Below are 25,734 nucleotides of genomic sequence, written 5' to 3'. Positions count from 1 at the left end.
ATCCGGGCGCCGCGACACGACCGGGGCGCGACGCCGCCCCCCTTCCCGGGGCGTCGTACGGGACCCCGTCCGGGCTCCGCGACACGACCGGGGCGTCACATGTCGCGCCCCTCCCCGGGACGCACGACGGGCCCCGTCCGGCCCTCCCCGTCCGGCCGCCCCCAGACCGGCTCCCCCAACGTAAGTGGTGATGTCACATGTGGGAACTCCTCCGTAGGAATCCGCGTTTCCGCCGGATCTTCATCGGCGAGACCGTATCGGGCTTCGGGGACAGCGCGATGTTCCTGTCGATGGCCATCTGGGCGAAGGACCTGACCGGTTCGAACGCCCAGGCCGGTCTGGTCTTTCTCATCATCACGGCGCCCGGACTGGCCGCGCCGCTGCTCGGAGACCTCGTCGACCGGGTCCGGCGCAAGCCGCTGCTGCTGTGGATGTACGGCGTCATGGCGGTGCTGGTGCTGTCCCTGCTGGCCGTGCGCAGCGCCGACCAGATATGGATCATCTACGCGGTGACGTTCGCGTACGGCCTGATGTTCTCGGTCCCGGCCCGTTCCGCGCTGCTCAAGGACCTGATCCCCTCCTCCGACGCGGTGAACGCGCGCTCGCTGCTCATCACCGTCGGGGAGGGGGTGCGCATCGTCTCTCCTGCGGTCGGCGCGGGCGTGTACGCGACGTTCGGCGGTGACGCGCTGGCCTTCATCGGTTCGGGGACGTTCGTCGTGGCGGCGCTGGTCCTGGCCTCGATCAAGGTCGTCGAGTCCAAGCCCGAACCCGGTGGGGAGCCGTTCCGCAGGTCGGTGACGGCCGGTTTCCGGTACGTGCGCGAGGTCCCGCTGCTGCTCCGCCTCGTGGTCGCGATGGTCGCCTTCATGGCCGTCATCGGCCTGCTGGAGACGGCGGCCTTCGCGGCGATCGACGAGGGCCTCGGGCAGGAGCCCGCGTTCCTGGGCGTCGTGGCGTCCGTCCAGGGCGGCGGCTCGGTCGTCGGCGGGGTGCTGGCCGGGTTGCTGGCCAGGCGGGCGAGGGAGACGAGGGTCAGTTCCATCGGGTACGCGCTCGTCGCGCTCGGGCTGCTGTTCTGCGTCGCCGGTCAGATCGTGCTGTTCCTCGTCGGCGCGGTCCTCATCGGCGCGGGGCTGCCGTTCCTGATGCTGTCGCTGCAGACGGCGTGCCACCTGTACACGCCGTCCCGGCTGCAGGGGCGGGTGAACGCCGCCACCGGCACCGTCGGCGACGTCGCCCAGACGACGTCGATCGCCGCGGGCACCCTGCTGATCGGGCTGGTCGACTACAGGATCATGTACGCCCTGATGGCCGTCGCGTCCCTGGGCGCCGCGGCGCTGGTGTTCGCGCCCCGGGTGCCGACCCCCGAGATCGTCCCCTCGGTGGCGGACGAGGAGCCCGACGGCGGGCGGCCCGACGTCGGGGAGCGGCCCGGCCTCGGTGACCCGATGATCGCGACGCCTCCCGCAGGGGAGCCGAAATGATCCCGGACATCGACCCGCGGCGGCTCCTCGGCCACATCGAGGCGTTCGCGAGGATCGGGGGCGGCGCCGACGGCGGGGTCACCAGGGAGGGGTTCGGCGAGGCCGACCTGGAGGCGTGCGCGCGGCTGCGCGGGGAGGCTCGGCTCGCCGGCCTGGAGGCGTCCGTGGACGCGGCCGGGAACCTGCTGATCCGCAGGCCCGGCCGGGGGCGGGACGCGGGAGACGGTTCCGGCCGGGAAAGCGCGGCGAGCAGCGACTCCGGCCGGGAGCGGGACGCGGGAGGCGGTCCCGGGCGGGAGCGGGACGCGGAGAACCGTCCCGGACGGGAAAACGCCGTGAGCAGCGGTTCCGGGGAAGGGACGGCCCCAGGAAGCCGGCCCGTGCTGCTCATCGGCTCCCACCTGGACACCGTGGTGAACGGTGGCCGGCTGGACGGCGCCTACGGCGTGCTGGCGGGGCTGGAGGTCATGCGGACCATCGTCGAGTCCGGGGCCGAGCCCGCGTACGAGCCGGTCCTCGTCGCGTTCGCCAACGAGGAGGGGGCGCTGTTCCCGCAGCCGTTCTGGGGGTCCAAGGTGCTCGCCGGAGCGCTGGAGACGCTGCCCGGCGATCCGCGCGACCACACCGGGCGGTCGCTGCGCGGCCCCCTGGCGCGGGCCGGTGGTGACCTGTCGGCACTGAGTACGGCGGTGTGGCCGGCCGGGTCGGTGGCGGCCTACCTGGAACTGCACGTGGAGCAGGGTCCGGTCCTGGAACGCGGCCGCGAGACGATCGGGGTGGTCGACTCCATCACCGGGCGCACCCAGTTCACCGTGGAGGTGCGCGGCTCGGCCGGGCACGCCGGGACCACGCCGATGGAGCTGCGGCGCGACCCGGTGGCCGCGGCGGCGCGCATCGTGCTGGCCGCCGAGGAGATCGCCCGCGAACGGCGGCTGTGCCGGGTCGCCACCGTCGGCTGGGTGGAGGTCCAGCCGAACTCTCCGAACACGATCGCGGGTGGCGTACGGCTGACGGTGGACCTCCGCGACAGCGACCCGCGCAACCTGGAGAACGCCGAGGAGGCGCTGCGGGTCTCGCTGGCCTCCCTGGCCAAGCAGGGGGGCGTGGACATCGACGTCCGCGTGGACGCGCGCGCGGCGCCCGTCCACACAGATCCGGCGATTCGCGCGGCGATCGAGGCGAGCGCCGGCGAGCTGGGGCTGGCGCACCGGACGCTGCCCAGCGGAGCGGGCCACGACGCGCAGATCGTGGCCCGGATCGCGCCGATCGGCATGATCTTCGTCCCGAGCGTCGGAGGGCTCAGTCACGTCCCCGAGGAGGACACCGGCCCGGCTGACCTGGTGGCGGGGGCGCGCGTCCTGCTGCGCACGGTCCTCCGCCTCTGAACAGGACCGCGGGTCCTGCCGCACGAGGCACTCCGCCTCTGAACAGGACCGCGGGTCCTGCCGCACGAGGCGCTCCGCTTCCGAGCAGGACCGCGGGCACTGTCACATGAGGTCCTCCGTCCCCGGCCGGATACCGGACCGGCCGTATCCCGAGCCGGCCGCATGAGGTTCTCCGACCCCGGCCGGCGTCACCCGTCCACGGCGTCCACGGCGTCCCGGGGCTCCCCGAGGCCCCCGGGCTCCCCGGGTTCCCCGGGCTTCCGGGCGTCTCCCGCCTCCCAGCGCAGCAGGTCGCCGGGCTGGCATTCGAGCACCTCGCAGAGAGCGGCGAGCGTCGTGAAGCGCACCGCCTTGGCCCGGCCGTTCTTGAGCACCGCCAGGTTGGCGGGCGTGATCCCGACCCGGTCGGCGAGCTCGCCCACCGACATCTTCCGCCTGGCCAGCATCACGTCGATGTCGACGGCGATGGGCATCAGATCACCTCTTCGAGCTCGGCCCGCAGATCCGCCGCCTCGACGTCGCGCGCGACGGCCTGGGCGAGCAGCATCCGCAGCACGAGCACGACGAGCGCGACGCCCACGATCGCCACGGAGACCCCGCATATCAGCAGGACGACGCCCGGCGCGACCGGTTCGCCCGGCGCCAGGAGCACCGCGAGCGCGAACACCACCAGGGCCGCGGCCACGATCGCGCCGATCACGATGTGCACGTACCGGAAGGCGGCGTGGGAGAACACGGTCCCGCGCCGCACCATCGTCACCAGCCGCCACACGCAGACGAGCACGACCTGGGCCGTCACCACGCCCAGCACGATGATCACCAGCAGCGGGGTGCGCAGGTAGGCGAACTCCGCGTTGAGCCCGTCCATGTCCGCGGCCAGCAGCGGCACCATGACCGCCTGCACGAACACCGAGCCCGCGATCAGTGCCACGAGCACGATGCGCAACGCGAGCACCGTCAACTTTCCCATCGTCTCCCCTTCGATCGATCAACGATCAAAATATATCGATAATCGATATGCTAATCAAGGCGAGAGCCCACCGTCCCCTCACCCACTGCGGTACGTGCCCCTCCGGCCGACATGTGTTCGGTGAAAAAAGTGGCGTCCAGTCACATTGCCGGGCAAAACGCGCCTGCCAGGATGCCATGCATGAAACTCACCGCGCGTGGCCTCCTGACCGACCTCGGAGAGCCCGGCGCGGTGCTTGGCCGGCCGGGCGGGGAGCCGTACCCGCCGCAGCCGACGATCGCCCGCACCAGGACCGTGCTGGAGCGGTACGCCGAGGCCGGGCGGTCCTACGAGGAGATCGTCTGCACCGGGGTGGGACACAGCCCGCACATCGAGCGCGCCGCCGACTTCGCGGCCGTGCCGCGCCGTACCGTGGAGACCTCGGAGAACGGCTCCGCGAGCGACACGGCGGGACGGTAACCGGTGCCGGAACACGGACGGACCCCGGACCACGACCGCACGCCGGACCACACACGGACCCCGGACCACGGCAGGGAACCGGGTCACGAGCAGGCGGCCGGCCATGGACGGGCACCGGGCCACGAGCAGGCTCCGGCCCACCCGCGGGAGCCGGGCCACCGGCGCGAGAGCGTCCCCGTCCGCGGCGGTGACCTCCGGGTCGGCGTGTGGGGAGACCGCGGCCCCCTGGTCGTGGCCGCCCACGGCATCACCTCCTCGCACATGGCGTGGACGCTGGTCGGCCCCGACCTGGGACGCGACCACCGGTTCGTCGCGGTGGACCTGCGCGGCCGGGGGGGCAGCAGGGACCTGCCCCCGCCGTACGGCATGGCGGCGCACGCCGACGACCTCGCCGCGGTGATCGACCACTACGGGGGCCGGCCCGCCCTGCTTGCCGGGCACTCGATGGGCGGATTCGTCGTGGCCGAGACCGCCCGGCGCCATCCGCGCCTGGTCGACCGGCTCGTCCTGGTGGACGGCGGCGCGCCCCTCCCGCTGCCCCCCGGCGCGGGCGACGTGCCCGAGGCGATCGAGCGCACCACGGGACCGGTGCTGGCACGGCTGAGGCGGACCTTCGCGAGCCGCGCCGAGTCCAGGGACCTGTGGCGCGCGCATCCGGCGTTCACCGACTGGACCGAGGCGTGCGAGGCCTACGCCGACTACGACCTGGTGGAGCTGAGGGACGCCCTCCCGCCCGGCCGTGACGTCGCGGGCACGAGCACGGGCGCGGACGCGGGCGCGGGCGCGGACGCGGGCGCGGACGCGGGCACGGGCGCGGGAGGGCTGTTCGCGGCGGCGTGCCGCCTCGACGCCGCGCTCGCCGACGCCCCCGAGGTGTACGCGCTGCCCGGCACGGCCCCCCGGGCACTTCCGGTGCCCGCGGTGTTCCTGCGCGCGGCGCGCGGCATGCTGGACCAGCCGGACGCGCCGCTGTACTCCCCCGGCAGGGCCTCCGAGTGGCTGCCCGGCGTCGAGGAGACCACGGTGGAGGACGTCAACCACTACACGATCACCCTCGGCCCGGCCGGCGCCGCGGCGGTCGCCGAGGCCGTCCGGCGTTCCCGCGCACCTGCCCCCTGACCGCCGTGCCCCCTCACCGGGACCGTGCCCGGCCACCGGTGATCCGGCGGCCGGGCACGGATGCGGCGGGGCGCGCGGGCGGCCGTCCGGCCGGCTCCGGCTCGAGATCACGGAGTGACGGCTCCCGGCCCCGCGGTGCGAGGATGAAGGAATGATCAGTTTCACGTCGTACGACGGGACCGTGCTCGTCTGTCACGAGCGGGGAGAGGGACCGGCGCTGGTCTGCCTGCCGGGCGGGCCGGGACGGTCCTCGCGATACCTGGGAGATCTCGGCGGTCTGGCCGCCCGGCGCCGGCTCCTCCTGCTGGACAACCGGGGCACCGGCGAGTCGGCCGTGCCACGCGATCCGGACACGTACGCGATGGACCGCATGGTCGCCGACGTCGAGGCGCTGCGCGTGCGCCTGGGACTCGAGCGGATGGACCTGCTCGGGCACTCGGCGGCCGGAGGGCTGGCGTTGCTGTACGCGGCCCGACACCCCGAACGGATAGGGCACCTGGTGCTGGTCACGCCGGCCGTGCACCCGGCGGGGATCGAGATCACCGACGAGCAGTGGTCCGCCCGGATCGAGAGCCGGGCCGGCGAGAGCTGGTACGAGAGCAGGCTGCCGGACCTCAAGGCGTGGGACGCGGGCGACGAGAGCCGTCGCCCGGGGGCGCAGCCGTTCTTCTACAGTCCCTGGAACGAGGCCGCCGAGGCGCACGCCACCCGGTTCGCCGAACGCTCGGCCGAGGCGGCGAAGCGCTTCCACACCGGCATGCCCGCCGCCGAGGAGACCCGGGCGCGCCTGGCGAAGGTCACCGCGCCGGTCCTGGTGATCGCGGGAGAGCGGGATCCGGGACCGTTGCCCGAGCACGCGGCCGAGCTGGCCGGGCTCTTCCCGCACGGGACCGCCGTCGTGCTGCCCGGGGCCCACTACCCCTGGGTCACCGCCCCGGAGCCCTTCGCCGAGGCCGTCGAGAGATTCCTCGACGGCTGGCCGTTCTGTCCCGTGAGGTCGAGTACGCAGCCGGCGGGTGGTCGGCCGTCCAGGGGATCGCGCCCCTGACGGGCCCATAGCCAGGGGTGATGCCCGTCGATCTTCCGCCTCGCGTGACCGCCTCCCCGCTGATCGGTGACCTGGCGGTGTGGGGCCTGTCCTGGGCGGGTGACCGGCGCGCCCAGGCCGGTCTGCTCGACCGGCTCACCGGCCGGTGGACGACGTGGCCACCGAACGCCGTGCACCACGACGAGTCCTCGTACACGATCGATCTTCCGGGCCTCGGCGAGCTGCTCGCCCCGCTGGACGGATGGTCCGGCGCGCTGCTCCCCGCCATCCGCGACGTTCTGTCGCAGACCTGGCTCAGCCAGGTGCGACTCCCCCTGATGCGAGCGCTGGCCGAATGGGGGCCCACCGCGGCACCCGCCGTACCGGAGGTGACCGAACTGTTGCGGGCAGGCGTCCGCCTCGGGGCCGCGACCGCGCTCGGCGCCATCGGCCCGGACGCCGCCCCGGTGACGGACCACCTGCGCGACCTGCTCCGGCACGACGGAGAAGGCCCCGGCGAGCAGCCGCTGCAAGACGACGAACGTGTCGAGGTCGCCTGGGCACTCTGGCGGATCACCGGCGACGAGCGTGACGCGGTGCGGGTGCTGACCCGGGTCGTCGCACCGCTCGCCGAGGGCAGGGCCCTGGCGGTCATGCGGACCGCGACCCGCTACCTCGCCGGGATCGGCCCGCCCGCCGCCGAGGCGATCCCCGTCCTGCGGGCGGCCCTGGCCCTCGACCGGTGGCTCGCCCAACACGGCGGCTGGCGGGCGTTCGACGAGGACCGGCGCCAGCGCGACCTCGCGCGCAACGCCCTCCGGCGCATCGCCCCGCCAGGGACCCGCCCGCCGCGCGGCTGAGAACCCCCGTATCGATTCGCCGGGGACCTGCCCCGTTCCCGGGTTCACGGCCCGGGCCGGCGGCTCTACGGGGTGGGCCTGCCCGAACCTCGGACAGGCCCGCCCGCGGCCCGAGACCCCTCACGGGATCACGAATCCCTGTACGCCCGCGTCCGCCTGTACGCCCGCGGCCCGGCAACGGCTAGCACGCGGACATGCCCGCCTGGAAGCCGTCGTTGTAGCCGTGCACGTAGGCGGCGTCCTGCAACTCGGGGGAGGTGGAATACCCCTTCTGCTGTTGTGAGGTCTTCCCGCATGTGGCGTACCCGTCCGCGTATCCGTCGCTCCAGCCTCTCGAACACAGCTCCCTGAGCTCGCCGTTGAACGCGCGGGTGCACACGGGTGGCGCGACCTTCGAGGTCGCCGCCACCCGACCGTCCCGTACGGACGCCGGGCCGGCCGAGGCCTGTGAAATGCCGACCGTCCCGAACACGAGGGCGGCGATCAGCGGACCGGCGATGATCAGACGTTCTCTCTGCACCTTCATTTCCTTCCTGATGAAGCCGTTTCGGCAACCGCAACCCCATCCGAGGAAATGACGTCCAGGGATGACTCAGGAGAGCCGATCCCCGTTGAGGCGAACCCTTGGGAGTTCCTGCTTCCTCGCCCTCTCGGAGGAGGGCGTCTCGCTGCGGCTCTTTTCGATTACCGCCGCCGTCCGCCGGCGATGCCCTCCGGCATCGCCGACCGGGACGACGCGCTATCCCCCACCATGGGGTTCGGCTTTTCGGCGCGTCCAGGCACTTGACCCTAATCTGAGCATGGTTTTCACCGTTGCCCGCAGGTTTTTCACGGCCTTCACCGAACGCGAAATCGCATTCTCGTTTGCACCAGACCTCGAGGGAACGCCGAGGCGACCTTACCGCTGATTTTCAGGACATAATGGACTTTTTTGCCGATCGATTTCTCCGCAGAGAGAGCAGCGCCACCGGAGCGGCCGAAACACGGCCTCGGTTCTGTCGTGACGTCACCGCACCGGACGGACCGGCTCCGTACGAGCCCTCGCCCTCCCCTCAGCGCGGGCGGCTGAGGGCGGCCTCGGCCAGATCGGTCCATTTCCCCGCCGAGGAGTGGGGCACGACCACCCAGTCCCTCATCACCCTGCCCTGCCCCGAGGGGTCGAACAGGTACGCTCCGGCCAGCCGGAGCGCCGCCGCGTGTTCGGGGGTGTCCCTGACCAGCCGGAACACCATCGCGCCATCGCGCTGCAGGCTCGCGAACACCTTCCCCGCCTGGTCCTTCAGCGCGGGATTCCCCATCATCCCGGAGATCCGCACCCCCAGGTCGGCCAGCTCGGCACCGACCTGCCTGAAATCCTCTTCCGCGCTCATCGTCAGTCGGTCCCAAACTCCCTGGCGGCGTGGCCGAACGGCTTGTCGCCACCGGGCCCTTGCGTGACGCGACCGCCTCGGCCTCGCCTTCCGGCAGAACGGCGATCAGGCTAGCCGTCCCGCCGGCAACGATCAAGGCCGGACGCGGGACACCGGCCGTGCCGGACCCCGGGCACGACCGGCGAAGGCCCTTCCCCCGAGCGACGGCGACTCTCGTTCGTGGCCGATCGGTAGGGTGGGACAACGATCGAGCGGTGTCCCGCGCGGTGACACCCCACCCGGGTCACGACCACGGCGCGGGAACGGCGACGACGACGGCCAGAAGGGCGATTCGATGTCCGGCGCGCAGTTGTACGACACCATCGGAGCCACCTACACCGTGACCCGGCGCACCGAACCGCGCATCGCCGCGCGGATCTGGGCGGCGCTCGGCGACGCGCGGACCGTGCTGAACGTCGGGGCGGGCACTGGGTCCTACGAGCCCCCCGGCCGCCACGTCCTCGCCGTGGAACCGTCGGCTCTCATGCGTTCGCAGCGCCCTCCCGGCGCGGCGCCGTGCCTGGTCGGATCCGCCGAGAGCCTGCCGTTCGACGACCTGTCCTTCGATGCCGCGATGGCCGTCTCCTCCGTCCACCACTGGCGGGACCCGATCGCCGGCCTGCGCGAGATGCGGCGGGTCGCCCGCCGCGTGGTGGTGTTCACGCACGACACCGACGACGCCGCATGGCTTCACCGGTTCTGGCTCACCCGCGACTACCTGCCCGAGGCCGCGGACCTCGTCGCGGGCCGGCCCGCGGTGACCGAGCTGGCCGATGCGATCGGAGCCCGGACGGAACCCGTCCCCGTCCCGTGGGACTGCGCCGACGGCTTCTTCGAGGCCCACTGGCGCCGGCCCGAGGCGTACCTGGACGAGAACGTCCGTCGCGGGGTGTCGGTCTGGGCCAGGATCGGGCCGGACGCCGAGCGGCGCGCGGTGCGCGACCTCCGGGACGACCTCGCGTCCGGCCGGTGGGCCGAACGCAACCGGGAGCTCGCCGACCTCGACGCGGCCGAGCTCGGCCTTCGCCTGCTGATCACCTGAACCCCCGGCACCCGGCCGGTACTCGGCCGATGCGGCCAGGTGACCGGCGTGGACGCGCCGGTCACCGGACGCGCGGGGCCAGCGGCACCGGTCAGAGCCGGGCGAGGCCGGTCGAGGCCGGGACAGGTCTTCGTGAACCGGTCGGCTCAGCGAACGGGCAGCCCGGTGACCGCGCGGCCGATGATCAGGCGCTGGATCTCGCTGGTCCCCTCGAAGATGGTGTAGATCTTGGCGTCGCGGTGGAAGCGTTCGACCGGGTGCTCGCGGGTGTAGCCGGCGCCGCCGAGGATCTGGATGGCCCGGTCGGTGACCCAGACCGCGGTCTCGCCCGCGACCAGTTTGGACATCGACCCCTCGGCCTGGCCGAAGGCGCGGTCGTTGCGGGCCATCCAGGCGGCGCGCCAGGTCATCAGGCGGGCGATGTCCACCCGGGTGGCCATGTCGGCCAGCATGAACGCGATGGCCTGGTTCTCGCCGATCCTGCGGCCGAACTGCTCGCGCTCACGGGCGTAGTCGCGGGCGTACTCGTACGCCGCGCGGGCGATGCCGACGGCCATGGCCGCCACCGAGGGGCGGGTGGTCTCGAAGGTGCGCATCGCGCCCTGCTCCCCGGCCCGCTCGCCGGAACGGACGCGGGCGAGCCTGGCCTCCAGTTTCTCCTCGCCCCCGAGCAGGCACGCGGCCGGTACGCGGACGTCGTCCAGGACCACCTCGGCGGTGTGCGAGGCGCGGATGCCGTGCTTCTTGAACTTCTGCCCCATCGACAGGCCCGGGGTGCCGGCCGGCACGACGAAGGACGCCTGGCCCCGGGTGCCCAGGGCCGGGTCGACGGACGCGACGATGACGTGGACGTCGGCGATGCCCCCGTTGGTGGCCCAGGTCTTCACACCGTTCAGGACCCAGTCGCCGCCCGAACGGACGGCCCGGGTGCGGATGGCGCCGATGTCGGACCCGGCGTCGGGTTCGGAGGCGCAGAACGCCCCCAGCTTGACGTCGCCGGGAGTGCCGAACATCTGCGGGAGCCACTCCCCCAGCTGCTCGGGGGTGCCGTTCGCCGACAGCGCGGCGGCGGCCAGGCCGGTCCCGGTGATGGACAGGCCGATGCCCGCGTCCCCCCAGAAGAGCTCCTCGAAGGCGACGGCCAGGCCGAGCCCGCTGGGCTCGAACCACTGCTGGGCGAAGAAGTCGAGGGAGTAGAGCCCGATCTGCGCGGCCTCCTGGATGACGGGCCAGGGAGTCTCCTCGCGCTCGTCCCACTCGGCGCCCGCCGGGCGGACGACCGAACGGGCGAAGTCGTGCACCCAGTCGCGCACCTCACGCACGTCGTCGCTCAGCTCCGGGCAGAAGCCGCTGTCGCTCATCGTCCGTCCTCCTTGGCATGCGTTACCGCCGGTAACACCTTTACTTTACCGACGGCCGGAGCGCCGCGCGCAACCGGAACGGACGGTGGTGTCCGGTGCGCGGCGCCGACGCGGGAGGAGTGAGGGACGAGGTCAGGGGGACGGGCGGTAGGCGGGAATCGTGATCATCGGAGGGCGTTCGGCGACGGCCACGTCCCGGACGCTCACCCGGTGGCCGTCCGCGCCCCGGCGGAACTGGGCCAGATCGGTCGAGAGCCGGTGCAGGGAGATCATCATGTTCTGGCGTTCCAGGCGGGACCAGGAGGTCTGCAGGATCTGGGCGGCCATCCCGCCGAGCGCCTCCGTCGACTGGTGGGAGTGCACCCGGCGGCCCAGATCGACCTGCGCCAGGGCGTCCAGCCCGGCCAGGTCCAGCAGGTCGATCAGCAGACCCAGCTCCACCCCGTACCCGGTGACGAACGGCACCGCCTCCAGCACCGATCTGCGTCCGGCGTACTCCCCCGCCAGCGGCTGTACGAATCCGGCCAGCAGCGGCCAGTGCAGGTTGATCAGGGGGCGCGCGACCAGTTCGGTGACCCGCCCGCCCCCGCTCTGCACGTTCTGCAGGGGCCGGTCGTAGCAGCCCTTGACGTAGACGACCGAGGGGTCGGTGAGCAGCGGGCCGAGCAGGCCCGTCACGAAGGACGTGCGGAACTCGAGCAGGTCGGCGTCGATGAAGACCAGCAGGTCCCCGGAGGTGGCGGCGAGGGACTTCCAGAGAGCCTCGCCCTTGCCGTCCAGCGGTTTGAGGTCGGGCAGGATCTCGTCCTGGGCGACCACCCTGGCCCCGGCCCGCGCGGCCCGTCCGGCGGTGTCGTCGACGGAACGGGAGTCGATGACCACCAGCTCGTCGACGAGCGGAACGGCGTCCATGAGCTCGCGCCGGATCGCGGCGACGATCCCCCCGACCGTCTCCTCCTCGTCGCGGGCGGGCAGCACGACGCTGACCGTCATCCCCCCCTTGGCCTCCAGCAGCTCCGCGAGCGGCCGGTCACCCGAGGATGAGGTGCGCGCGCCCAGCCATTCCCCGACCTCAGGCAGCACAGCCCGTCCTTTCTCATGACCGTGGTCCCTAGGGGTATCACCCTATGTGGCCTGATTCTGAACGGGCACCGGGCTCCCACCTCCCCCGTACAGGTGGGAAGATCGGTCCAGTCCGGAACGAGGGGGGACGGCATGAACCCGGTGATCGTGATGCGGGCGGCGCGTACCGTCCGCGACGAGCTCGACGGCCTGATGGGCGGTGACGGCGACGGGCTCCGCGGCAGGCTGGATCCGCTGCTGGCCGAGGCCGGGAGCCGGCCTCCCGAACGGCTGGCCGACGCGGTCATCCTGCTGGTCGCCGAGTACGGCCCGGCCTGGGACCGGTTCACCGCGCTGCTGAGCCTCGACCGCGGCCTCACCGCCGAGCAGGTGATCCCCCTGCTCTCCCGTACGGCCGGCACCGGCGCCGCCCCGCGCGACCCGGACGCGTTCGACGCGCCCTCGACCGGCGCCTACACCCCGGCCTGGCTGCTCCCCCGCTCGAACGCCACCGGCGCTCCGAGGAACACCGGTGCTCCGAGCGACACCGGTGGCCCCGACCGCACCGGCGGCATCGGCGGCATCGGCGCGTCGGGGGCCGCCGGCGGTACGGGACCCGGGGCGGGCGAGAGCGGGACCGGTGGAACCGGTCCCGGCGGGTACGGCCCTCCCGAGCCGGGAGGGCCTCCCGCCGGGTGGGGCCGCCCCGGGCATGCCGGTGAGGACGACATTCCGTCGACCGGCGCGATGAGCTTCGACTGGTCGGCTCCCGGGCAGGTGGCGGACCCCTCGCCCCCGCCGGGGGCCTCGCCCGCGGCGCCCCCGGCGGCCGCGATGCCGCCCTCCCCCTGGGCGGCCCCCTCGCCCTGGGCACCGCCACCGCACCCGGGTCAGGAGGGGCCGTCGCAGGCGTTCCACGGGACCTCGCCGTCGGGAACGGCGCACTGGGAGCCGCTGGGAGCGGAGGCCGATCGGTCGCCCGGGATGCCGTCCGGCCACTCCGGCCACTCCGGCCCCTCCGACACACCCGGATCCCACGGGGCGCCCGCACCGTCCGAACAGAGCGCACCCTCCGGACAACACCTCTCGTCCGCGCCGCACGAGCCGTCCGGACAGCACGGATCGTCCGGGCAGCACGTGGTCTTCGGGGCACACGAGCCGTCCGGGCAACACGGGCAGCCCGGAACGCCAGGCCCCTCCGGCCCTCCCCCGGCGCCTGCCGGGGACCGGGGGCCCTCGGTGCTGGGACGCCTGACCGGGGCGTTCCGCAAGCGGCGCAAGGAGACGCCCTCCGGGCCACCGGGACCGCCGGGGCCGCCGTGGGAGGCGGTCCCGCTGATCGAGGCGCCCGCCGAGGCGGTCGCGGGCTGGGGGGTCGGGATCGCGATCGGCGTCGACCCCGGCCAGGGAGCGGGCGGCACCACGGCACCGGCCGAACCGGTGGAGCTGGAGGTTCAGGTCGTCGCCGAGGGGTTCGACGCGCCCGGCGGGTGGCGGGTGCGGCTGCGCGCCGACGCGGCGTCACCGTACCCGCGGGCGACGATCAACCTGGTCGCGCCGGCCCAGGAGGAGCCGGAGATCACCCGGCAGGTCCAGGCGATCTACTCGGTGGGCGGTCAGGTGACCGGGTTCGGCCTGCACGCGATCACGGTTCACGACTCACCGGGCAGGCTCGGCGGGCAGGAGACGTCTGGAACGGTCGCGGGCACCCGGATCCGCCCGGCCCTGATGGGGGAGGCCGCGGACGTCACGGCGGTCATCGTGCACGGCGACGAGCCGGGGCGGCTCTGGTGGACCTACCGGTCGCCGCACTTCGTCACCCCCGACCGGGCGGAGCTCTGCGACCTCGGCACGCGGACCTCGGAGTTCGGCCGGCGGCTGACCGGGCGGGGGCACCTGTCGGAGGACCTGGGGCGGGAGATCGGCTCGCGCGTGCCGTGGGGGTTCTGGGAGCTGCTGAACGCGGTGGCCGCCCGGGTGGCGCCGCGGCGTCCCAGCGTGCTGTTCCTCTCCCAGGAGCCGCACGTGCCCTGGGAGCTGGCCGCGCTGGAGCAGCCCTACGACCCGTCGCTCCCGAGCCATCTGAGCTGCCAGGCGGTGACCGGGCGCTGGCCGTTCGGCGGCCGGCGTCCCGAGCTTCCCCCTCCGACGGGCGCCCGCGCCGACCGCGTCGCGGTGGTGTGCGAGGAGGGCCGGGCGCACCCGCTGTTGACGGAGTACGGCGCCCTGCGGGTGTCGCCCGCGCTGGGTGAGGTCCTGGGCGTGCTCGAACAGGGCGCCGACATCGTCCACTTCGCGGCCGGCGGTTCCGCGTCCGAGGTGCCGGCCCGCGACCTGGCCGGTGCTCCGTTCGTCTTCCTGGAGGAACCGGGGGACGCGCAGGCCTTCCTGCTCGCGGGAGCCTGCGCGGTGGTCGCCCCGCTCTGGCCCGTCGACGGTGACGGCCTGGCCCGTGAGTTCTACGGGCGCTGTTTCGCCGGTGAGCCCGTCGCCGAGGTGCTGCGGTCGATGCGCGGGCGCTCGCCGGACGAGGCGGGCGCCTACCGTCTCCACGGCCACCCCGGCCTGCGGCTGCACCGGACGGCCCCGCCCCCGCCGCCAGAAGGCCCCGCCCCGGTGTGAGGCGCTCCTGCCCCCGGCCGCTCTCCCGGCCCGGGACGCGGGCCGACGGGTTTTCCCGGGCGGTGGACTGGCGCCCCGGGATCAGCCGGCGGCGTGGCGCTCCAGGAAGGTGTAGACGTCGGCCTCGTCGACGCCCGGGAAGGAGCCCGGCGGCAGCGCGGCCAGGACGTGGGAGTTGCCGCGCGCCGAGGGCCAGGCGTAGCCCTCCCAGCGCTGGGTCAGCTCGGCGGGGGGACGGCGGCAGCAGTCCCCGGCGGGGCAGTCCGACCTGGTCCGGATGGTGGTCTCGCGCCCCCGGAACCAGCGCGACTCCCGGTAGGGGACGCCCAGGGTGATGGCGAAGTCGCGCTCGCGCGACGGGTCCACGTGGGCGACGCAGAAATAGGTCCCGGTGGGCGAGTCCGAGTACTGGTAGTGCACGGAGAAGCGGTCGGGCAGGGCGAAGACCTGACGCCCGGACCACTGCAGGCACATGCGCTGGCCCTCGATCGCGCCCTGCTCGTCGGCGGGGAAGACGATGCCGTCGTTCTCGTACGCCTTGTAGATGATCCCGCCCGCGTCGTTGCGGACGAAGTGGCAGGTCAGGTCGAGGAAGTGGGTGGCCAGGTTGGTGAAGCGGTGCGCGGCCATCTCGTAGGAGACGGCGAAGACGTCGCGCAGGTCCTCCACGCTCAGCGCCCGGTCCTTCTTGGCGTCGCGCAGGTACGGCACGGCCGCGGCCTCGGGCACCAGGACGGCGGCGGCGAAGTAGTTGGCCTCGGTCCGCTGGCGCAGGAAGTCGGCGAAGTCGCGCGGCTTGTGGTGGCCGAGTGACAGGTGGCCGAGGGTCTGCAGCAGGATCGTGCGCGGGGTGTGCATGCCGACCTGCTCGTGCTTGACGTAGATGCGCCGGTTGCGCAGGTCGGAGATGGACCGCACGGTACGCGGCAGGTCCTGGACCGTCTGCACGGTGTAGCCGAAGTGGCCGACCAGCGCCTGGACGGTGCTCTGCGAGAGCGCCCCGGAGCGGTAGCCGACCGCGGCGAGCGCCTCGGCGGCGGCCTGCTCGATCTCGGCGAAGTAGTTGCCCTGCTCGCGCTGCTTGCGGCGGAGCTCGGCGTTGGCCGCGCGCGCCTCCTCGGGGGTGGCGGTGCCCCTGGCCTGACGTGAGCGCAGTTCCTCGTACAGGCCGAGGATGTGTTCGAGCACGTCGTTGGGGACGCGGGCGGACAGTTTCAGCCGGGCCAGGCCGAGCCCGGCGTAGAGCGGGTCGCGCTGCGCCTCCTCCAGGGCCATCTCCAGCTGGGCCCGCCGGTTGGGGGCCTGCCGGCGCAGCAGCTCCTCGACCGGCACGTTGAGCGCGGCGGCCAGCGACTTCAGCAGCGAGAGCTTGGGCTCGCGCTTGCCGTTCTCCAGCAGCGAGAGCTGGCTGGGAGCGCGGCTCACCCGCCCGCCGAGGTCGGCGAGGGTGAGGCCGCGCTGCTTGCGCAGGTGCCTCAGCCGCTGGCCGAAGGCGATGAGATCGAGCTCCTGCGTCAAGGACAGCGGTTCTTCACCCACCAAAGATGCCATACCACGATGGTAAACGAAATTTTCCATGAAATTTCACTCTTACGGGCTTCCGTCCCCGAGGGCACCGGTCAGTGGTCTAGTCCATTGATTGGTCTAGTCCATCGAGAAAACTCCGACTTTATTCTCACTCGAATACCCGTCGGTATTGCCACAGGAAGAAAAATAGTGATTTTTTCGGACATATCCACCTGTTCAGGTGTTCGTACGGCGCACAGACTCGAAGCAAGGCACCCAGGGGACGAAAAGGAGTTAACCGATGAATGATCGCCTCAAGGGAGCCGCAGACGAGCTGCGGCGCGAGTGGGAGACCGACCCTCGCTGGAAGGACACCGAGCGCACCTACACGGCCGAGGACGTGATCCGGCTACGGGGCTCGGTCCAGGAGGAGCACACCCTGGCCAGGCTCGGCGCCGAGCGGTTGTGGCAGCTGCTGAACACCGAGGACTACGTGCACGCGCTGGGCGCCCTCACCGGCAACCAGGCCGTGCAGCAGGTCAAGGCCGGGCTGAAGGCCATCTACCTGTCCGGCTGGCAGGTCGCCGCCGACGCCAACCTCGGCGGCCAGACCTACCCCGACCAGAGCCTGTACCCGGCCAACTCGGTCCCGGCCGTGGTGCGCCGCATCAACAACGCGCTGCTGCGCGCCGACCAGATCACCTGGTCGGAGGGCGACGCGAACGCGCCGCACTGGCTGGCGCCCATCGTGGCCGACGCCGAGGCGGGTTTCGGCGGAGTGCTGAACGCCTTCGAGCTGATGAAGGGCATGATCGCCGCCGGTGCGGCCGGGGTGCACTGGGAGGACCAGCTCGCCTCCGAGAAGAAGTGCGGCCACCTGGGCGGCAAGGTGCTCGTCCCCACCTCCCAGCACGTCAAGACCCTCAGCGCCGCGCGGCTCGCCGCGGACGTGCTGGGCGTGCCGACCCTGGTCATCGCGCGGACCGACGCACAGGCCGCGACCCTGCTGACCACCGACGTCGACCCCCGCGACCGGGCCTTCGCCACCGGCGACCGTACGGCCGAGGGCTTCTACCGGGTCCGCAATGGCGTGGACGCCTGCATCGCGCGCGGGCTGGCCTACGCCCCCCACGCCGACCTGCTGTGGATGGAGACCTCCACCCCCGACCTGGACGTGGCCCGCGCGTTCGCCGAGGCCGTCAAGGCCGAGTACCCCGACCAGATGCTCTCCTACAACTGCTCGCCCTCGTTCAACTGGAAGAAGCACCTGGACGACTCCACCATCGCCAAGTTCCAGCGCGAGCTCGGCCACATGGGGTACAAGTTCCAGTTCATCACGCTGGCGGGCTTCCACTCGCTGAACCACTCGATGTTCAGCCTCGCCCGCGGGTACGCCGAGGACGGCATGACCTCCTACGTCGAGCTCCAGGAGGCCGAGTTCGCCGCCGAGGCGCGCGGCTACACCGCCACCCGCCACCAGCGCGAGGTCGGCACCGGATACTTCGACCTGGTCAGCACGGCCATCGCGCCGGACTCCTCCACCACGGCCCTGAGGGGGTCGACGGAGGAGGAGCAGTTCGCAGAGGCTCACTGACTCTCCGGACCGGGCTCGCGAGGACGACGTCCAGGGCATGGGACGGTTCCCCGCGCGAGCCCGACGACCAGGTCGTCGACGAGGGGCCCCGCCGCACGGATCTCCCCCGGGTCCGTGCGGCGGGGCCCGCCCGCCCGCGGCCCCGTTCCCGGTTTCGTTCCGGGAGCGGGACCGCGGGGACGACGCGGCCCATATCAGCGGCCGACGGCCTCGATGAGCTTACGGCGCTGCTGCGCGCCGAGGCCGCCCAGGCGGCGTGCCTCGTCCACGTCCGCCTGGGCCATGAGCTGCGCGGCCTTGACCGTGCCGACGCCGGGAAGGGCCCGCAGTGCCTGCGAGACCTTGATGCGCTTGGCGATGTCGTCCTCGCGGCCAAGGAGCTGCTCCAGGCTGAGCGCGCCGGCCTTGACCTCGGCGAGCAACTTGGCGCGTGCCGTCCGGGTCTCGGCGGCCTTGACCAGTGCGGCCTGACGCTGTTCGGGGGTGAGCTTGGGCAAAGCCATGGTGTTATCTCCCTGATGACGGTAATTCCAGCGTCCTGTTACCCATAGCGATTGGATTAATCATCAACGAGCCTGCGGGATAGATCCCGGCCTCACACCGTGCATCACGATATGCCCGTTTAGTTACCCCGCCCTTACCCCCTGCTCCGTAGCCTCGAGCTCATGGGTATCTGGCGAGGGCCCCAGGGCATCGAGGTCGAGGCGATCGTCGCGTCCGGTGGTCCCTGCCTGCTGGTCACCCGCCGTGTCGGCGGGCGGCGGGTCCTGGTGGCGTACTGCATGAACATCCGCGAGGTGGGCGAGCACGTCGACCTGGCCGAACTGGTCCCCGCGTAGACCGTCCGGGCGGATCGTCCGCGCGGACCACGCGCGCAGAACACCGGCACACGCGGTCGATCGCACCTGGCGATCCTCCCCGGCCCACCTGGCGCACCTCCTCGACGCACCTGAGGATCCTTCCCGGCGCCCTGGCGACCCTCCTCGAACGATCAAGTTTGCGTCACGGCCGGGTTCTGTCGGTCACGACTGTCAACTTCCGTGACCGCCGGGGCGTCCCTGTACCAGGGAGGCTCGATGGATGTCCTGATCGGCCTCGTTGACGAAGACCTCCGTCTGGAGCTCATCCTCGTCGAGGCACTGCACACCGAAGCGGAACGGCTGGCCGCCCGGCCCGACCGCTGAGCGAGGGCGGGTGCCCGTCACCTGATCCGGGACCGGCGGGCACCCGCCCTGACCCGTGTGCCGGGCCGGGGCTCGATGTGACGGGCCCGAATGGCGTTAACTGTCCCCATGAACAAGCGCGAGCTGATCGAGAAGGCCGCCGCCGAGGCCGGGCTGACCCGGCGGCAGACGGCCGCGGCTCTCGATGCGATCCTGGAGACGATCCAGGCGGCCGTGGCGGCCGAGGAGAAGGTGGCGATCCCGGGCTTCGGAGCCTTCGAGATCGTGCACAAGCCCGCACGCACCGGGCGCAACCCGCAGACCGGCGAGCCGCTGGAGATCGCGGAGACCTGGACGGCGAAGTTCAAGCCCAGCCCGGGGTTCATGGGCCTCATCCGCCAGCGCAAGAAGGACTGACCCGCGCGAGAACACGTGCGGGTTCGCGAGGGCACGGGCCGGGAAAGGCGGCGGCCCCCGGGGAAGTATCCATTCCCCGAGGGCCTGGAGTGCCGCCATGTCGCGGCACCGGCGCGTTTAAGGATGCGGGTCATTCATGAGGATGTCGCACTCTGCCATTAAGTTATGGACGCATGTGGAGCATCCAGCGGGACTCGAACCCGCACTCGACGATCTTCGCCCGCACCCGGTCGATCCGGCGCCCGGCGGCGAATACTGAATCTGGAGCGAGAGCCTGAGCTTGAGCGGCGCCTCTACCGATTGGGCCATCCCGGCGCGATGGTGCCGGGAGAGGGAATCGAACCCCCACTGGACCGCGTGTCAGTCTGACGTTTCAGTTTCAGTTTTTCGCGCATTCACGCGTCCCCGCGCTCGAACGGGGAGTTCTTGGAGTCTACCCGAGCAGGTAGCCCAGCACCTTCTCACCGACGCGCTGGTAGGTGATCTCGGTGCCGTTGGCCTCCTCCCGGGCGAACTTCACGGCGTTCTGCAGCCTGCCGATGCGCTCCAGGAGCTCGTTGACCCGCTTCTGCGGAACGGCTCCGGAGAAGGTGACCTTCGTCCAGAAACCCACCACGACGTCCTCGTGGTAGACCTCGACCTGGGCCGGGTGCTTCTCGGTGGCCTCGGCCTTGACGTGGTTGCGGGGCACCTTCTTGGTGCGGGTCGTCTTGACCGGCTCGGTCCGCCAGCAGTCGGTCGACTGGTCCGGCGCCCAGGTCTCGGCCGCGTCCAGGACGGGCAGCTTGGCGACGAAGGTCTGCAGGTCGACGAGCTGCTTCTCCAGGAAGAGCAGGTAGGTGACGGGCACGTCCTCCAGGAGGGTCGAGCCGTCGACCTTCACGTCGGCCCGCGCCGAGCAGTTGGCCCAGTCCTTGGTGGCCGTGACGTCGAACAGGCGGACCAGCGCCGCGCCGACCTGCTTGAGCAGGTCCTCCCCCTGCACCTGCACCCGGGTCGACTCCGGGGGCAGCCGTTCGCCCTCGTCGTCGATGGGCTGGTAGGTCCGGGAGATGCCCGACAGCAGGGCGTTCTTCTGGATCGTGTGGTACGCGTCGGTCACCTTGCGCTGGGTGTCGGACTTGACGCCCTTCTCGACGGCGAGGATCTGGTTCAGCTTGGTCGCCATGCGTGACACCGTACCGGGAAGATCACCTGCATTACACCACTTTTACGACAGGCCGGCCGTTCACTCCTTCGAGGTCGTGCTTCCCGGGACGGCGCGCCGCCGCCGGGATGACGCGGCCCGCGTTTCCCTGATCTCGCGATGCCTCTCAGCGAATCGCGGCGATACGGGCGACGGCCTCGGTGAGGGTCTGCGGGGAGCAGCCGAAGTTCAGCCTGGCGAATCCGACGCCGGCGGCGCCGTAGCGGTGCCCCGCGTTCAGGGCGACCCGAGCGGCGTCGAGAATGTGCCCGGCGGGGTCGTCGCCCCAGCCGAGGGCGCGGAAGTCGATCCAGGCCAGGAAGCCCGCCTCCGGCCGTCCGTAGCGGGCTTCGGGGAGCGACTCCGCCAGCAGCTCGCCCAGCAGTCTCCGGTTGCGGTCGAGGATGTCGAGGGCTCCGGCGAGCCATCGCTCACCGTCGTTGAACGCGGCCACCGTGGCGATCACCCCGAGATGGCCGGTGCGGTAGAGGGAGTGCGAGGGCAGGCGGTCGGCGTACCGCCTGGGGGCCGGGTCCGCGGTGATGACGACGGCCGCCTTGAGCCCGGCCAGGTTCCAGCCCTTGCTGGCGGACAGGAACGAGAACCCCCGGCGCCTGGCCGCGTCCGACACCTCCAGGAAGGGGACGAACTCGGCTTCCCGGAGGACGAGGGGGGCGTGGATCTCGTCGGACAACACGTGGACGCCGTACCGGTCGGCCAGCTCGGCGAGCGCGACCAGGTCCTCGCGGCGGTGGACGAGGCCGACGGGGTTGTGCGGATTGCACAGCAGATACGCCGTGGCGCGGTCGGCGAAGGCGCGTTCCAGGGCCTCCAGGTCGAGCCGCCATCCCCGCGGCCCTTCGGCCAGCGGCGCCTCGACGACCTGGGCCCCGGCCTCGCGCGCCCACCAGGCGAACGGCTCGTACACCGGCGGGCTGATCACCACACGGTCTCCGGGGCCGGCGACGCGACGCAGGATCTCGACGATGCCGATCCCGACATCCGCGACGGTGCGCACGCCGTCGGCGTCGATCTTCCAGTCCCAGGTACGCCGGGCATAGCCGCTGACCGCGTCCGCGAGGTCACGGGTCGGTGCCGCGTAGCCGGTGTCGGACCGGTCGACCGCCTCGTGCAGGGCCCTGGCGATCGGCTCCGCCAGCGGGAGGTCCATCTCCGCCACCGTGAGGGGCAGGACGTCACCGGGGAAGGTCCGCCATTTCGCGCTGCGACGCTTTCGCAGCTCCGCCAGGGAGGGGATCGAGAGATCGTCCATGATGAGGGCTCCTGATCGGCTTTCCGGGGAGGGGTCTCCCGGGGGCGGATTTTCGGGGGCGGGTTTTCAGGTGCGGGCCTTCCTGGATCCGCCCTTTCGATGATCGGCGCCACGGCCGGCGTCCCGCTTCCGATAAAATGACAATTGATGTCGGAAATCCGCCATACGCCGGTTGCGATGACGGGTTTGCGCCCCTTGCCCGCCGGCGCCGGGATCGATGCTCATCGCCACGACGAGAACCAGATCGTCTACGCCGGTCGCGGCGTACTGTCCGTCACCACCGACGCGGGGAGCTGGATCGCCCCCGCCACCCGGGCCATCTGGGTTCCCGCCGGGGCCGTCCACGAGCATCGCGCCTACGGGGACACCGTCCTGCACCTGGTGGGACTGCCGGTGGAGGACAACCCGCTGCGCCTGGACCGGCCCGCGGTCATCGGCGTCGACCCGCTGTTGCGCGAGCTGATCATCGCCTACACCGAGCGGCCCTCGGAGCACCCCGGCGAGCGGCCCGCGGAGCAACGCACCGGGCGACCCGCCGAGCGGCCTGACGGCCTGACGGCCGAACGACTCCGCCTGCGGGCCGTCCTGCTCGACCGGCTCCGCCGCTCCACACAGCGACCCGTCCATGTGCCCGCCGCCGAGGACCCGCGTCTGGCCGCGGTGTGCGCCATCCTCCGTGACGATCCGGCCGACGGCCGGACCTTGGCGCGACTCGGCGCCGTGGTCGGCGTCAGCGACCGTACCCTGAGCCGGCTCTGCAGGGCCGAGCTCGGGATGAGCTTCCCGCAGTGGCGCACCCAGGTGCGCCTGCACCACGCCCTGCGGCTGCTGGCCGAGGAAGTTCCGGTCACGACCGTCGCGTCCCGGTGCGGCTGGGCCTCCAGCAGCGCCTTCATCGACGTCTTCCGCCGCGCCTTCGGCCACACCCCCGGCGCCCACCGCACGCACGGCACGCATCGCTGAGGGAAGGCGGTCCCGGGGTCCGTACGGGGTTCGGATCTTCAGCGGGGTGAAGGCTCCGGACCCGCGGGACGGCTCCGCGTAGGCGAAGACTCGCCAGAAGACGTGCCGGGTGGCTTTCGGGCGTCCTGCCGAAGACGTTCAGCCTCGGACGGCGCGGGCGGACCAGCGGCCGTCGGCACGGTCGACGCGCAGCGGGCGGCCGAAGCACTCCGACAGGTTCTCCGCGGTGAGGATCTCCCCCACCGGCCCGGCCGCCCGCACGCGGGCGTCGCGCATCAGCAGCGCGTGGGTCGTGGTGGCCGGGACCTCCTCCAGATGATGGGTGACGGTGATCGTCGTCAGCGCCGGACGGGTCTCCGCCAGGTCCTCCACGGCCGTGATGAGATCCTCGCGGGCGGGCAGGTCGAGCCCGGCGAACGGCTCGTCCAGCAGCAGGATCACCGGGTCGGCCATCAGCGCCCTGGCGATCCGGACGCGGGCCCGCTCTCCCTGGGAGCAGACGCGGAAGGGCCGGTCGGCGAGGTCCTTGCATCCCATGTCCGCCAGCAGCCGGTGGGCGCGTTCGTGCTCGCCGGGACCGTAGCGGTCCCACAGCGGGGCGCTGGTCCCGGTGTGGCCGGTCAGGACGACGGTGTGCGCGGTGGCGCCCTCCTCCTCCAGCAGTTCCTCGTCGACGAGCCGCTGGCTGGCCGCGACGAGACCGATGTGGCGGCGCAGCTCCCGCAGGTCGACCCGGCCCAGCCTCTGGCCCAGCACGGTGACGGTCCCCTCGGTGGGATGCCGCACGGCGGCGGTCAGCGAGAGCAGCGTGGTCTTGCCCGCCCCGTTGGGGCCGAGCACCGCCCAGTGCTCCCCGTACGCGACCCGCCAGTCGATGCCGTCCAGCAGGGTCCGGCCGACCACCCGGACACCGACGCCCTCCAGCTCCACCGCACCCGGCATGGGCTCGCCCATCGATCCCCCTCCGCCTCGATCCGCGGCGCTCACTGTAACCGATGCGCCGGCACCGGCCGTGAGGCACCCGGAGCGGGCCGGTCAGCCGATCTGCAGCGAGGGGCCGGGGCTCGGGTCGGGGGTGATGGTCGTCCCCGACGGGGCGGGGGCGGTCGGTGTCGGGGACGGGCTCTCCCCGTCGCCGGTCTGGGGGATCTGGGTGAACGAGGGCCGGGGCCCGCTCGTTCCCGTGGGGCAGCCGCCGGGCCCGCCCCTGCCTCTGGCGGTGGTGTCCGCGCAGTCGCGCGGCGGATCGCCGTCGCCGCGCGGGTCGCCGGGGCCGCGCGGACGCTCCGAGGGACGCTCCTCGCTCTCCGCGCCGTTCCCGCCGTCCTCGCCGTTCCCGCCGTCCTCGCCGTTCCCGCCGTCCACTCCGTCCTCGCCGGGCGGTGGAACGGTCCGGGTGGTGGTGACCCGCACGGTGGAGGGGGTGGCCGGGGAGGGCGTCCGCACCCTGCCGTCGGTGCCGTCGGTGCCGTCGGGCGGCCGGGTGCGGCCGGGGAGCGCGGGGCCGGAGGGCGTCTCGGCCGGGACGACCACCGGCACCCGCCCGGGGGCCCCGAAGCCGCCGAAGGAGCCCGTCCCACCACCGCCGCCGGTCGCCGCCACCACGGTCACCGCCGCCATGGAGATCGTGGCCAGGGCCGCGAACCCGGCCTGCGGAAGGTACGCGACCCCGCGCGAGGTGGCCCGGCGAGGACGCCGGGCGATCTCCGCCGGGACCGAGGGCTCGTCGTGCACCGAGGACGGGCGCCCGGCCGGCGAGGGGTGCACCGGTGAGGACCACGCCGACAGCGACGGCGACGACAGGGACGACGGCGACGACAGGGACGGCATGGACGGTTCCGACGACCAGGACGGCGCGGGCGGCGCGGCTCCGGCCGCGAGCCGCCCCCTCACCGGCGTGTACGGCACCGGCGTCCAGATCTCCGCCAGCACCTCGGCGACCGCCTCGCGCGGGTCCCACGGGTCGCCCACCCCGCCCGCGGCGAGCAGCGCGCCGAGCAGGTCGGCGGCCGCGGGCCGGTCGGCCGGGTCCTTGGCCAGGGACGCCTCCACCGCCGGGCGCAGCAGCGCGGGGACCGAGGCCGTCCGGGGCGGCTCGACCAGGATGCGCCGGGTCAGCACGTCCGTCTCGCCGGCGCCGAAGGGATGGTGGCCGGTGGCCGCGTAGGCGATCAGGCAGCCCCAGGCGAAGACGTCGGAGGCGGGCAGCGCGAGCCCTCCGGTGAGCCGCTCCGGCGCGACCCAGCCGGGGCTGCCCATGACCTGTCCCGCCTGGGTGTGCGCGCCGTGGACGTCGACGTCCCTGGCGATCCCGAAGTCGATCACCCGGGGGCCGGTGTGCGACAGCAGCACGTTGGCCGGCTTCAGGTCGCGGTGGACCAGCCCCGCCTCGTGCACCGCCACCAGCGCGCCCGCGACCCCCAGGGCGACGCCGTAGGCCAGGTCGGGGGTGAGCGGGCCGTGCGTGGAGACCACCTGGGAGAGCGCGGGTCCCGGCACGTACTCCGACACCAGGTAGGGGCGGTCCCCGTCGGTGCCGTCCTCGACCACCGCCGCGGTGCAGAAGGGCACCACCCGCCGGGAGAATCTCACTTCCTCGGCGAAACGAGCGCGAAGCGTGGCATCGTTGAGATGTACGGGATGTGGCGTCTTGAGCGCCACCACCCCGCCCTGCGGATGCTCGGCCAGGTAGACGACGCCCATGCCGCCCACGCCGAGCCGGCCGAGCAGCAGGTAACTGCCGATGACGACCGGGTCCCCGACCGTCAGCGGCCGCACACCGGGCGGCATGCCGTTCACGGGACCTGTTCCCCCACGTGCCATCCTCGT

Annotated in this window: 24 protein-coding genes; 12 read left to right on the top strand and 12 right to left on the bottom strand. The window is 72.7% G+C overall.

What is annotated here, in order from left to right; translation table 11 throughout:
* Positions 1–197: 197 nt before the first annotated feature.
* Positions 198–1,487, top strand: coding sequence for an MFS transporter (locus ACLQ2R_RS37155; RefSeq protein WP_425966110.1), 1,290 nt, complete (start codon positions 198–200; stop codon positions 1,485–1,487).
* Positions 1,484–2,872, top strand: coding sequence for a M20 family metallo-hydrolase (locus ACLQ2R_RS37150; protein ID WP_425966109.1), 1,389 nt, complete (start codon positions 1,484–1,486; stop codon positions 2,870–2,872). Before ACLQ2R_RS37155 ends, ACLQ2R_RS37150 begins: the two co-directional genes overlap by 4 nt.
* Before the next feature lie 188 nt (positions 2,873–3,060).
* Here the strand turns inward: ACLQ2R_RS37150 and ACLQ2R_RS37145 are convergent, their stop codons facing one another.
* Both ACLQ2R_RS37145 and ACLQ2R_RS37140 read right to left on the bottom strand, forming a co-directional pair.
* Positions 3,061–3,345, bottom strand: coding sequence for a helix-turn-helix domain-containing protein (locus ACLQ2R_RS37145; RefSeq protein ID WP_425966107.1), 285 nt, complete (start codon positions 3,343–3,345; stop codon positions 3,061–3,063).
* The gene (locus ACLQ2R_RS37140; RefSeq protein WP_425966106.1) at positions 3,345–3,842 is read right to left on the bottom strand and encodes a DUF2975 domain-containing protein; all 498 of its coding nucleotides are present in this window, start codon (positions 3,840–3,842) and stop codon (positions 3,345–3,347) included. Before ACLQ2R_RS37140 ends, ACLQ2R_RS37145 begins: the two co-directional genes overlap by 1 nt.
* Positions 3,843–4,022: 180 nt before the next feature.
* On the opposite strand from ACLQ2R_RS37140, the gene ACLQ2R_RS37135 reads away from it, so the two are divergent.
* The 4 genes from ACLQ2R_RS37135 to ACLQ2R_RS37120 all read left to right on the top strand — a co-directional run bounded on the left by ACLQ2R_RS37135 (position 4,023) and on the right by ACLQ2R_RS37120 (position 7,307).
* Positions 4,023–4,301 carry a hypothetical protein gene (locus tag ACLQ2R_RS37135; protein WP_425966105.1) on the top strand — a complete coding sequence of 93 codons (279 nt, stop codon included), beginning with the start codon at positions 4,023–4,025 and terminating at the stop codon, positions 4,299–4,301.
* A 3-nt stretch (positions 4,302–4,304) separates the two neighbouring features.
* Complete coding sequence (locus tag ACLQ2R_RS37130; RefSeq protein WP_425966104.1) at positions 4,305–5,420, top strand: alpha/beta fold hydrolase; 1,116 nt, start codon at positions 4,305–4,307, stop codon at positions 5,418–5,420.
* A gap of 151 nt (positions 5,421–5,571) precedes the next feature.
* Positions 5,572–6,468, top strand: coding sequence for an alpha/beta fold hydrolase (locus ACLQ2R_RS37125; protein WP_425966103.1), 897 nt, complete (start codon positions 5,572–5,574; stop codon positions 6,466–6,468).
* Between the two features lie 20 nt (positions 6,469–6,488).
* Positions 6,489–7,307 carry a hypothetical protein gene (locus ACLQ2R_RS37120; protein ID WP_425966102.1) on the top strand — a complete coding sequence of 273 codons (819 nt, stop codon included), beginning with the start codon at positions 6,489–6,491 and terminating at the stop codon, positions 7,305–7,307.
* A 181-nt stretch (positions 7,308–7,488) separates the two neighbouring features.
* Here the strand turns inward: ACLQ2R_RS37120 and ACLQ2R_RS37115 are convergent, their stop codons facing one another.
* The gene (locus ACLQ2R_RS37115; RefSeq protein ID WP_425966101.1) at positions 7,489–7,827 is read right to left on the bottom strand and encodes a hypothetical protein; all 339 of its coding nucleotides are present in this window, start codon (positions 7,825–7,827) and stop codon (positions 7,489–7,491) included.
* A 532-nt stretch (positions 7,828–8,359) separates the two neighbouring features.
* Positions 8,360–8,677: a hypothetical protein gene (locus ACLQ2R_RS37110; RefSeq protein WP_425966100.1), complete on the bottom strand. Its 318-nt coding sequence runs from the start codon at positions 8,675–8,677 to the stop codon at positions 8,360–8,362.
* A gap of 334 nt (positions 8,678–9,011) precedes the next feature.
* On the opposite strand from ACLQ2R_RS37110, the gene ACLQ2R_RS37105 reads away from it, so the two are divergent.
* A complete protein-coding gene (locus ACLQ2R_RS37105) occupies positions 9,012–9,758 on the top strand; it encodes a class I SAM-dependent methyltransferase (RefSeq protein WP_425966099.1) in 747 nt (248 codons plus the stop codon).
* Between the two features lie 146 nt (positions 9,759–9,904).
* On the opposite strand, the gene ACLQ2R_RS37100 is transcribed toward ACLQ2R_RS37105, so the two are convergent.
* Positions 9,905–11,119: an acyl-CoA dehydrogenase family protein gene (locus ACLQ2R_RS37100; RefSeq protein ID WP_425966098.1), complete on the bottom strand. Its 1,215-nt coding sequence runs from the start codon at positions 11,117–11,119 to the stop codon at positions 9,905–9,907.
* A gap of 132 nt (positions 11,120–11,251) precedes the next feature.
* Positions 11,252–12,202, bottom strand: coding sequence for a glucosyl-3-phosphoglycerate synthase (locus ACLQ2R_RS37095; protein WP_425966097.1), 951 nt, complete (start codon positions 12,200–12,202; stop codon positions 11,252–11,254).
* Between the two features lie 132 nt (positions 12,203–12,334).
* On the opposite strand from ACLQ2R_RS37095, the gene ACLQ2R_RS37090 reads away from it, so the two are divergent.
* Entirely contained in the window at positions 12,335–14,803 is a 2,469-nt protein-coding gene (locus ACLQ2R_RS37090) for a hypothetical protein (RefSeq protein WP_425966096.1), read from the top strand.
* Between the two features lie 81 nt (positions 14,804–14,884).
* Here ACLQ2R_RS37090 and ACLQ2R_RS37085 read toward each other — a convergent pair whose 3' ends face one another.
* Complete coding sequence (locus tag ACLQ2R_RS37085) at positions 14,885–16,354, bottom strand: helix-turn-helix domain-containing protein (RefSeq protein WP_425966095.1); 1,470 nt, start codon at positions 16,352–16,354, stop codon at positions 14,885–14,887.
* A 256-nt stretch (positions 16,355–16,610) separates the two neighbouring features.
* Here ACLQ2R_RS37085 and aceA point away from each other — a divergent pair, with 256 nt between their 5' ends.
* Positions 16,611–17,903 (top strand): isocitrate lyase, encoded by a 1,293-nt coding sequence (gene aceA / locus ACLQ2R_RS37080; RefSeq protein ID WP_425966094.1) that lies wholly within the window; start codon positions 16,611–16,613, stop codon positions 17,901–17,903.
* 194 nt (positions 17,904–18,097) lie between these two features.
* Here the strand turns inward: aceA and mihF are convergent, their stop codons facing one another.
* Positions 18,098–18,406: an integration host factor, actinobacterial type gene (gene mihF / locus ACLQ2R_RS37075; RefSeq protein ID WP_386237188.1), complete on the bottom strand. Its 309-nt coding sequence runs from the start codon at positions 18,404–18,406 to the stop codon at positions 18,098–18,100.
* Between the two features lie 162 nt (positions 18,407–18,568).
* Between mihF and ACLQ2R_RS37070 the strand changes: the two genes are divergently transcribed.
* Positions 18,569–18,742: a hypothetical protein gene (locus ACLQ2R_RS37070; RefSeq protein WP_425966093.1), complete on the top strand. Its 174-nt coding sequence runs from the start codon at positions 18,569–18,571 to the stop codon at positions 18,740–18,742.
* A 453-nt stretch (positions 18,743–19,195) separates the two neighbouring features.
* Positions 19,196–19,483: an HU family DNA-binding protein gene (locus ACLQ2R_RS37065; RefSeq protein WP_425966092.1), complete on the top strand. Its 288-nt coding sequence runs from the start codon at positions 19,196–19,198 to the stop codon at positions 19,481–19,483.
* 433 nt (positions 19,484–19,916) lie between these two features.
* On the opposite strand, the gene ACLQ2R_RS37060 is transcribed toward ACLQ2R_RS37065, so the two are convergent.
* Positions 19,917–20,651 (bottom strand): hypothetical protein, encoded by a 735-nt coding sequence (locus tag ACLQ2R_RS37060; protein WP_386237199.1) that lies wholly within the window; start codon positions 20,649–20,651, stop codon positions 19,917–19,919.
* Positions 20,652–20,796: 145 nt separating this feature from the next.
* Entirely contained in the window at positions 20,797–21,942 is a 1,146-nt protein-coding gene (locus ACLQ2R_RS37055; protein WP_425966091.1) for a MalY/PatB family protein, read from the bottom strand.
* A 177-nt stretch (positions 21,943–22,119) separates the two neighbouring features.
* On the opposite strand from ACLQ2R_RS37055, the gene ACLQ2R_RS37050 reads away from it, so the two are divergent.
* Positions 22,120–22,905 carry an AraC family transcriptional regulator gene (locus ACLQ2R_RS37050; RefSeq protein WP_425966090.1) on the top strand — a complete coding sequence of 262 codons (786 nt, stop codon included), beginning with the start codon at positions 22,120–22,122 and terminating at the stop codon, positions 22,903–22,905.
* Between the two features lie 138 nt (positions 22,906–23,043).
* On the opposite strand, the gene ACLQ2R_RS37045 is transcribed toward ACLQ2R_RS37050, so the two are convergent.
* Positions 23,044–23,859: an ABC transporter ATP-binding protein gene (locus ACLQ2R_RS37045; RefSeq protein ID WP_425966089.1), complete on the bottom strand. Its 816-nt coding sequence runs from the start codon at positions 23,857–23,859 to the stop codon at positions 23,044–23,046.
* 81 nt (positions 23,860–23,940) lie between these two features.
* Complete coding sequence (locus ACLQ2R_RS37040) at positions 23,941–25,695, bottom strand: protein kinase domain-containing protein (RefSeq protein ID WP_425966115.1); 1,755 nt, start codon at positions 25,693–25,695, stop codon at positions 23,941–23,943.
* Positions 25,696–25,734 lie beyond the last annotated feature (39 nt).

The organism is Streptosporangium sp. DT93 (assembly GCF_049844535.1).
In the GTDB taxonomy this organism is placed as follows: Bacteria; Actinomycetota; Actinomycetes; order Streptosporangiales; family Streptosporangiaceae; genus Streptosporangium.
Note: the sequence above shows the minus strand (reverse complement) of the source record. Positions and strands in the feature narration are given on the sequence as shown.

Coding starts and splice junctions, on each gene's coding strand:
- ACLQ2R_RS37060 (WP_386237199.1), bottom strand. CDS start 20,651: ATGGCGACCAAGCTGAACCAGATCCTCGCCGTCGAGAAGGGCGTCAAG.
- ACLQ2R_RS37100 (WP_425966098.1), bottom strand. CDS start 11,119: ATGAGCGACAGCGGCTTCTGCCCGGAGCTGAGCGACGACGTGCGTGAG.
- ACLQ2R_RS37085 (WP_425966095.1), bottom strand. CDS start 16,354: ATGGCATCTTTGGTGGGTGAAGAACCGCTGTCCTTGACGCAGGAGCTC.
- ACLQ2R_RS37110 (WP_425966100.1), bottom strand. CDS start 8,677: ATGAGCGCGGAAGAGGATTTCAGGCAGGTCGGTGCCGAGCTGGCCGAC.
- ACLQ2R_RS37125 (WP_425966103.1), top strand. CDS start 5,572: ATGATCAGTTTCACGTCGTACGACGGGACCGTGCTCGTCTGTCACGAG.
- ACLQ2R_RS37105 (WP_425966099.1), top strand. CDS start 9,012: ATGTCCGGCGCGCAGTTGTACGACACCATCGGAGCCACCTACACCGTG.
- mihF (WP_386237188.1), bottom strand. CDS start 18,406: ATGGCTTTGCCCAAGCTCACCCCCGAACAGCGTCAGGCCGCACTGGTC.
- ACLQ2R_RS37040 (WP_425966115.1), bottom strand. CDS start 25,695: ATGCCGCCCGGTGTGCGGCCGCTGACGGTCGGGGACCCGGTCGTCATC.
- ACLQ2R_RS37155 (WP_425966110.1), top strand. CDS start 198: ATGTGGGAACTCCTCCGTAGGAATCCGCGTTTCCGCCGGATCTTCATC.
- ACLQ2R_RS37150 (WP_425966109.1), top strand. CDS start 1,484: ATGATCCCGGACATCGACCCGCGGCGGCTCCTCGGCCACATCGAGGCG.
- ACLQ2R_RS37045 (WP_425966089.1), bottom strand. CDS start 23,859: ATGGGCGAGCCCATGCCGGGTGCGGTGGAGCTGGAGGGCGTCGGTGTC.
- ACLQ2R_RS37145 (WP_425966107.1), bottom strand. CDS start 3,345: ATGCCCATCGCCGTCGACATCGACGTGATGCTGGCCAGGCGGAAGATG.
- ACLQ2R_RS37055 (WP_425966091.1), bottom strand. CDS start 21,942: ATGGACGATCTCTCGATCCCCTCCCTGGCGGAGCTGCGAAAGCGTCGC.
- ACLQ2R_RS37090 (WP_425966096.1), top strand. CDS start 12,335: ATGAACCCGGTGATCGTGATGCGGGCGGCGCGTACCGTCCGCGACGAG.
- ACLQ2R_RS37050 (WP_425966090.1), top strand. CDS start 22,120: ATGACGGGTTTGCGCCCCTTGCCCGCCGGCGCCGGGATCGATGCTCAT.
- ACLQ2R_RS37135 (WP_425966105.1), top strand. CDS start 4,023: ATGAAACTCACCGCGCGTGGCCTCCTGACCGACCTCGGAGAGCCCGGC.
- aceA (WP_425966094.1), top strand. CDS start 16,611: ATGAATGATCGCCTCAAGGGAGCCGCAGACGAGCTGCGGCGCGAGTGG.
- ACLQ2R_RS37140 (WP_425966106.1), bottom strand. CDS start 3,842: ATGGGAAAGTTGACGGTGCTCGCGTTGCGCATCGTGCTCGTGGCACTG.
- ACLQ2R_RS37065 (WP_425966092.1), top strand. CDS start 19,196: ATGAACAAGCGCGAGCTGATCGAGAAGGCCGCCGCCGAGGCCGGGCTG.
- ACLQ2R_RS37120 (WP_425966102.1), top strand. CDS start 6,489: ATGCCCGTCGATCTTCCGCCTCGCGTGACCGCCTCCCCGCTGATCGGT.
- ACLQ2R_RS37070 (WP_425966093.1), top strand. CDS start 18,569: ATGGGTATCTGGCGAGGGCCCCAGGGCATCGAGGTCGAGGCGATCGTC.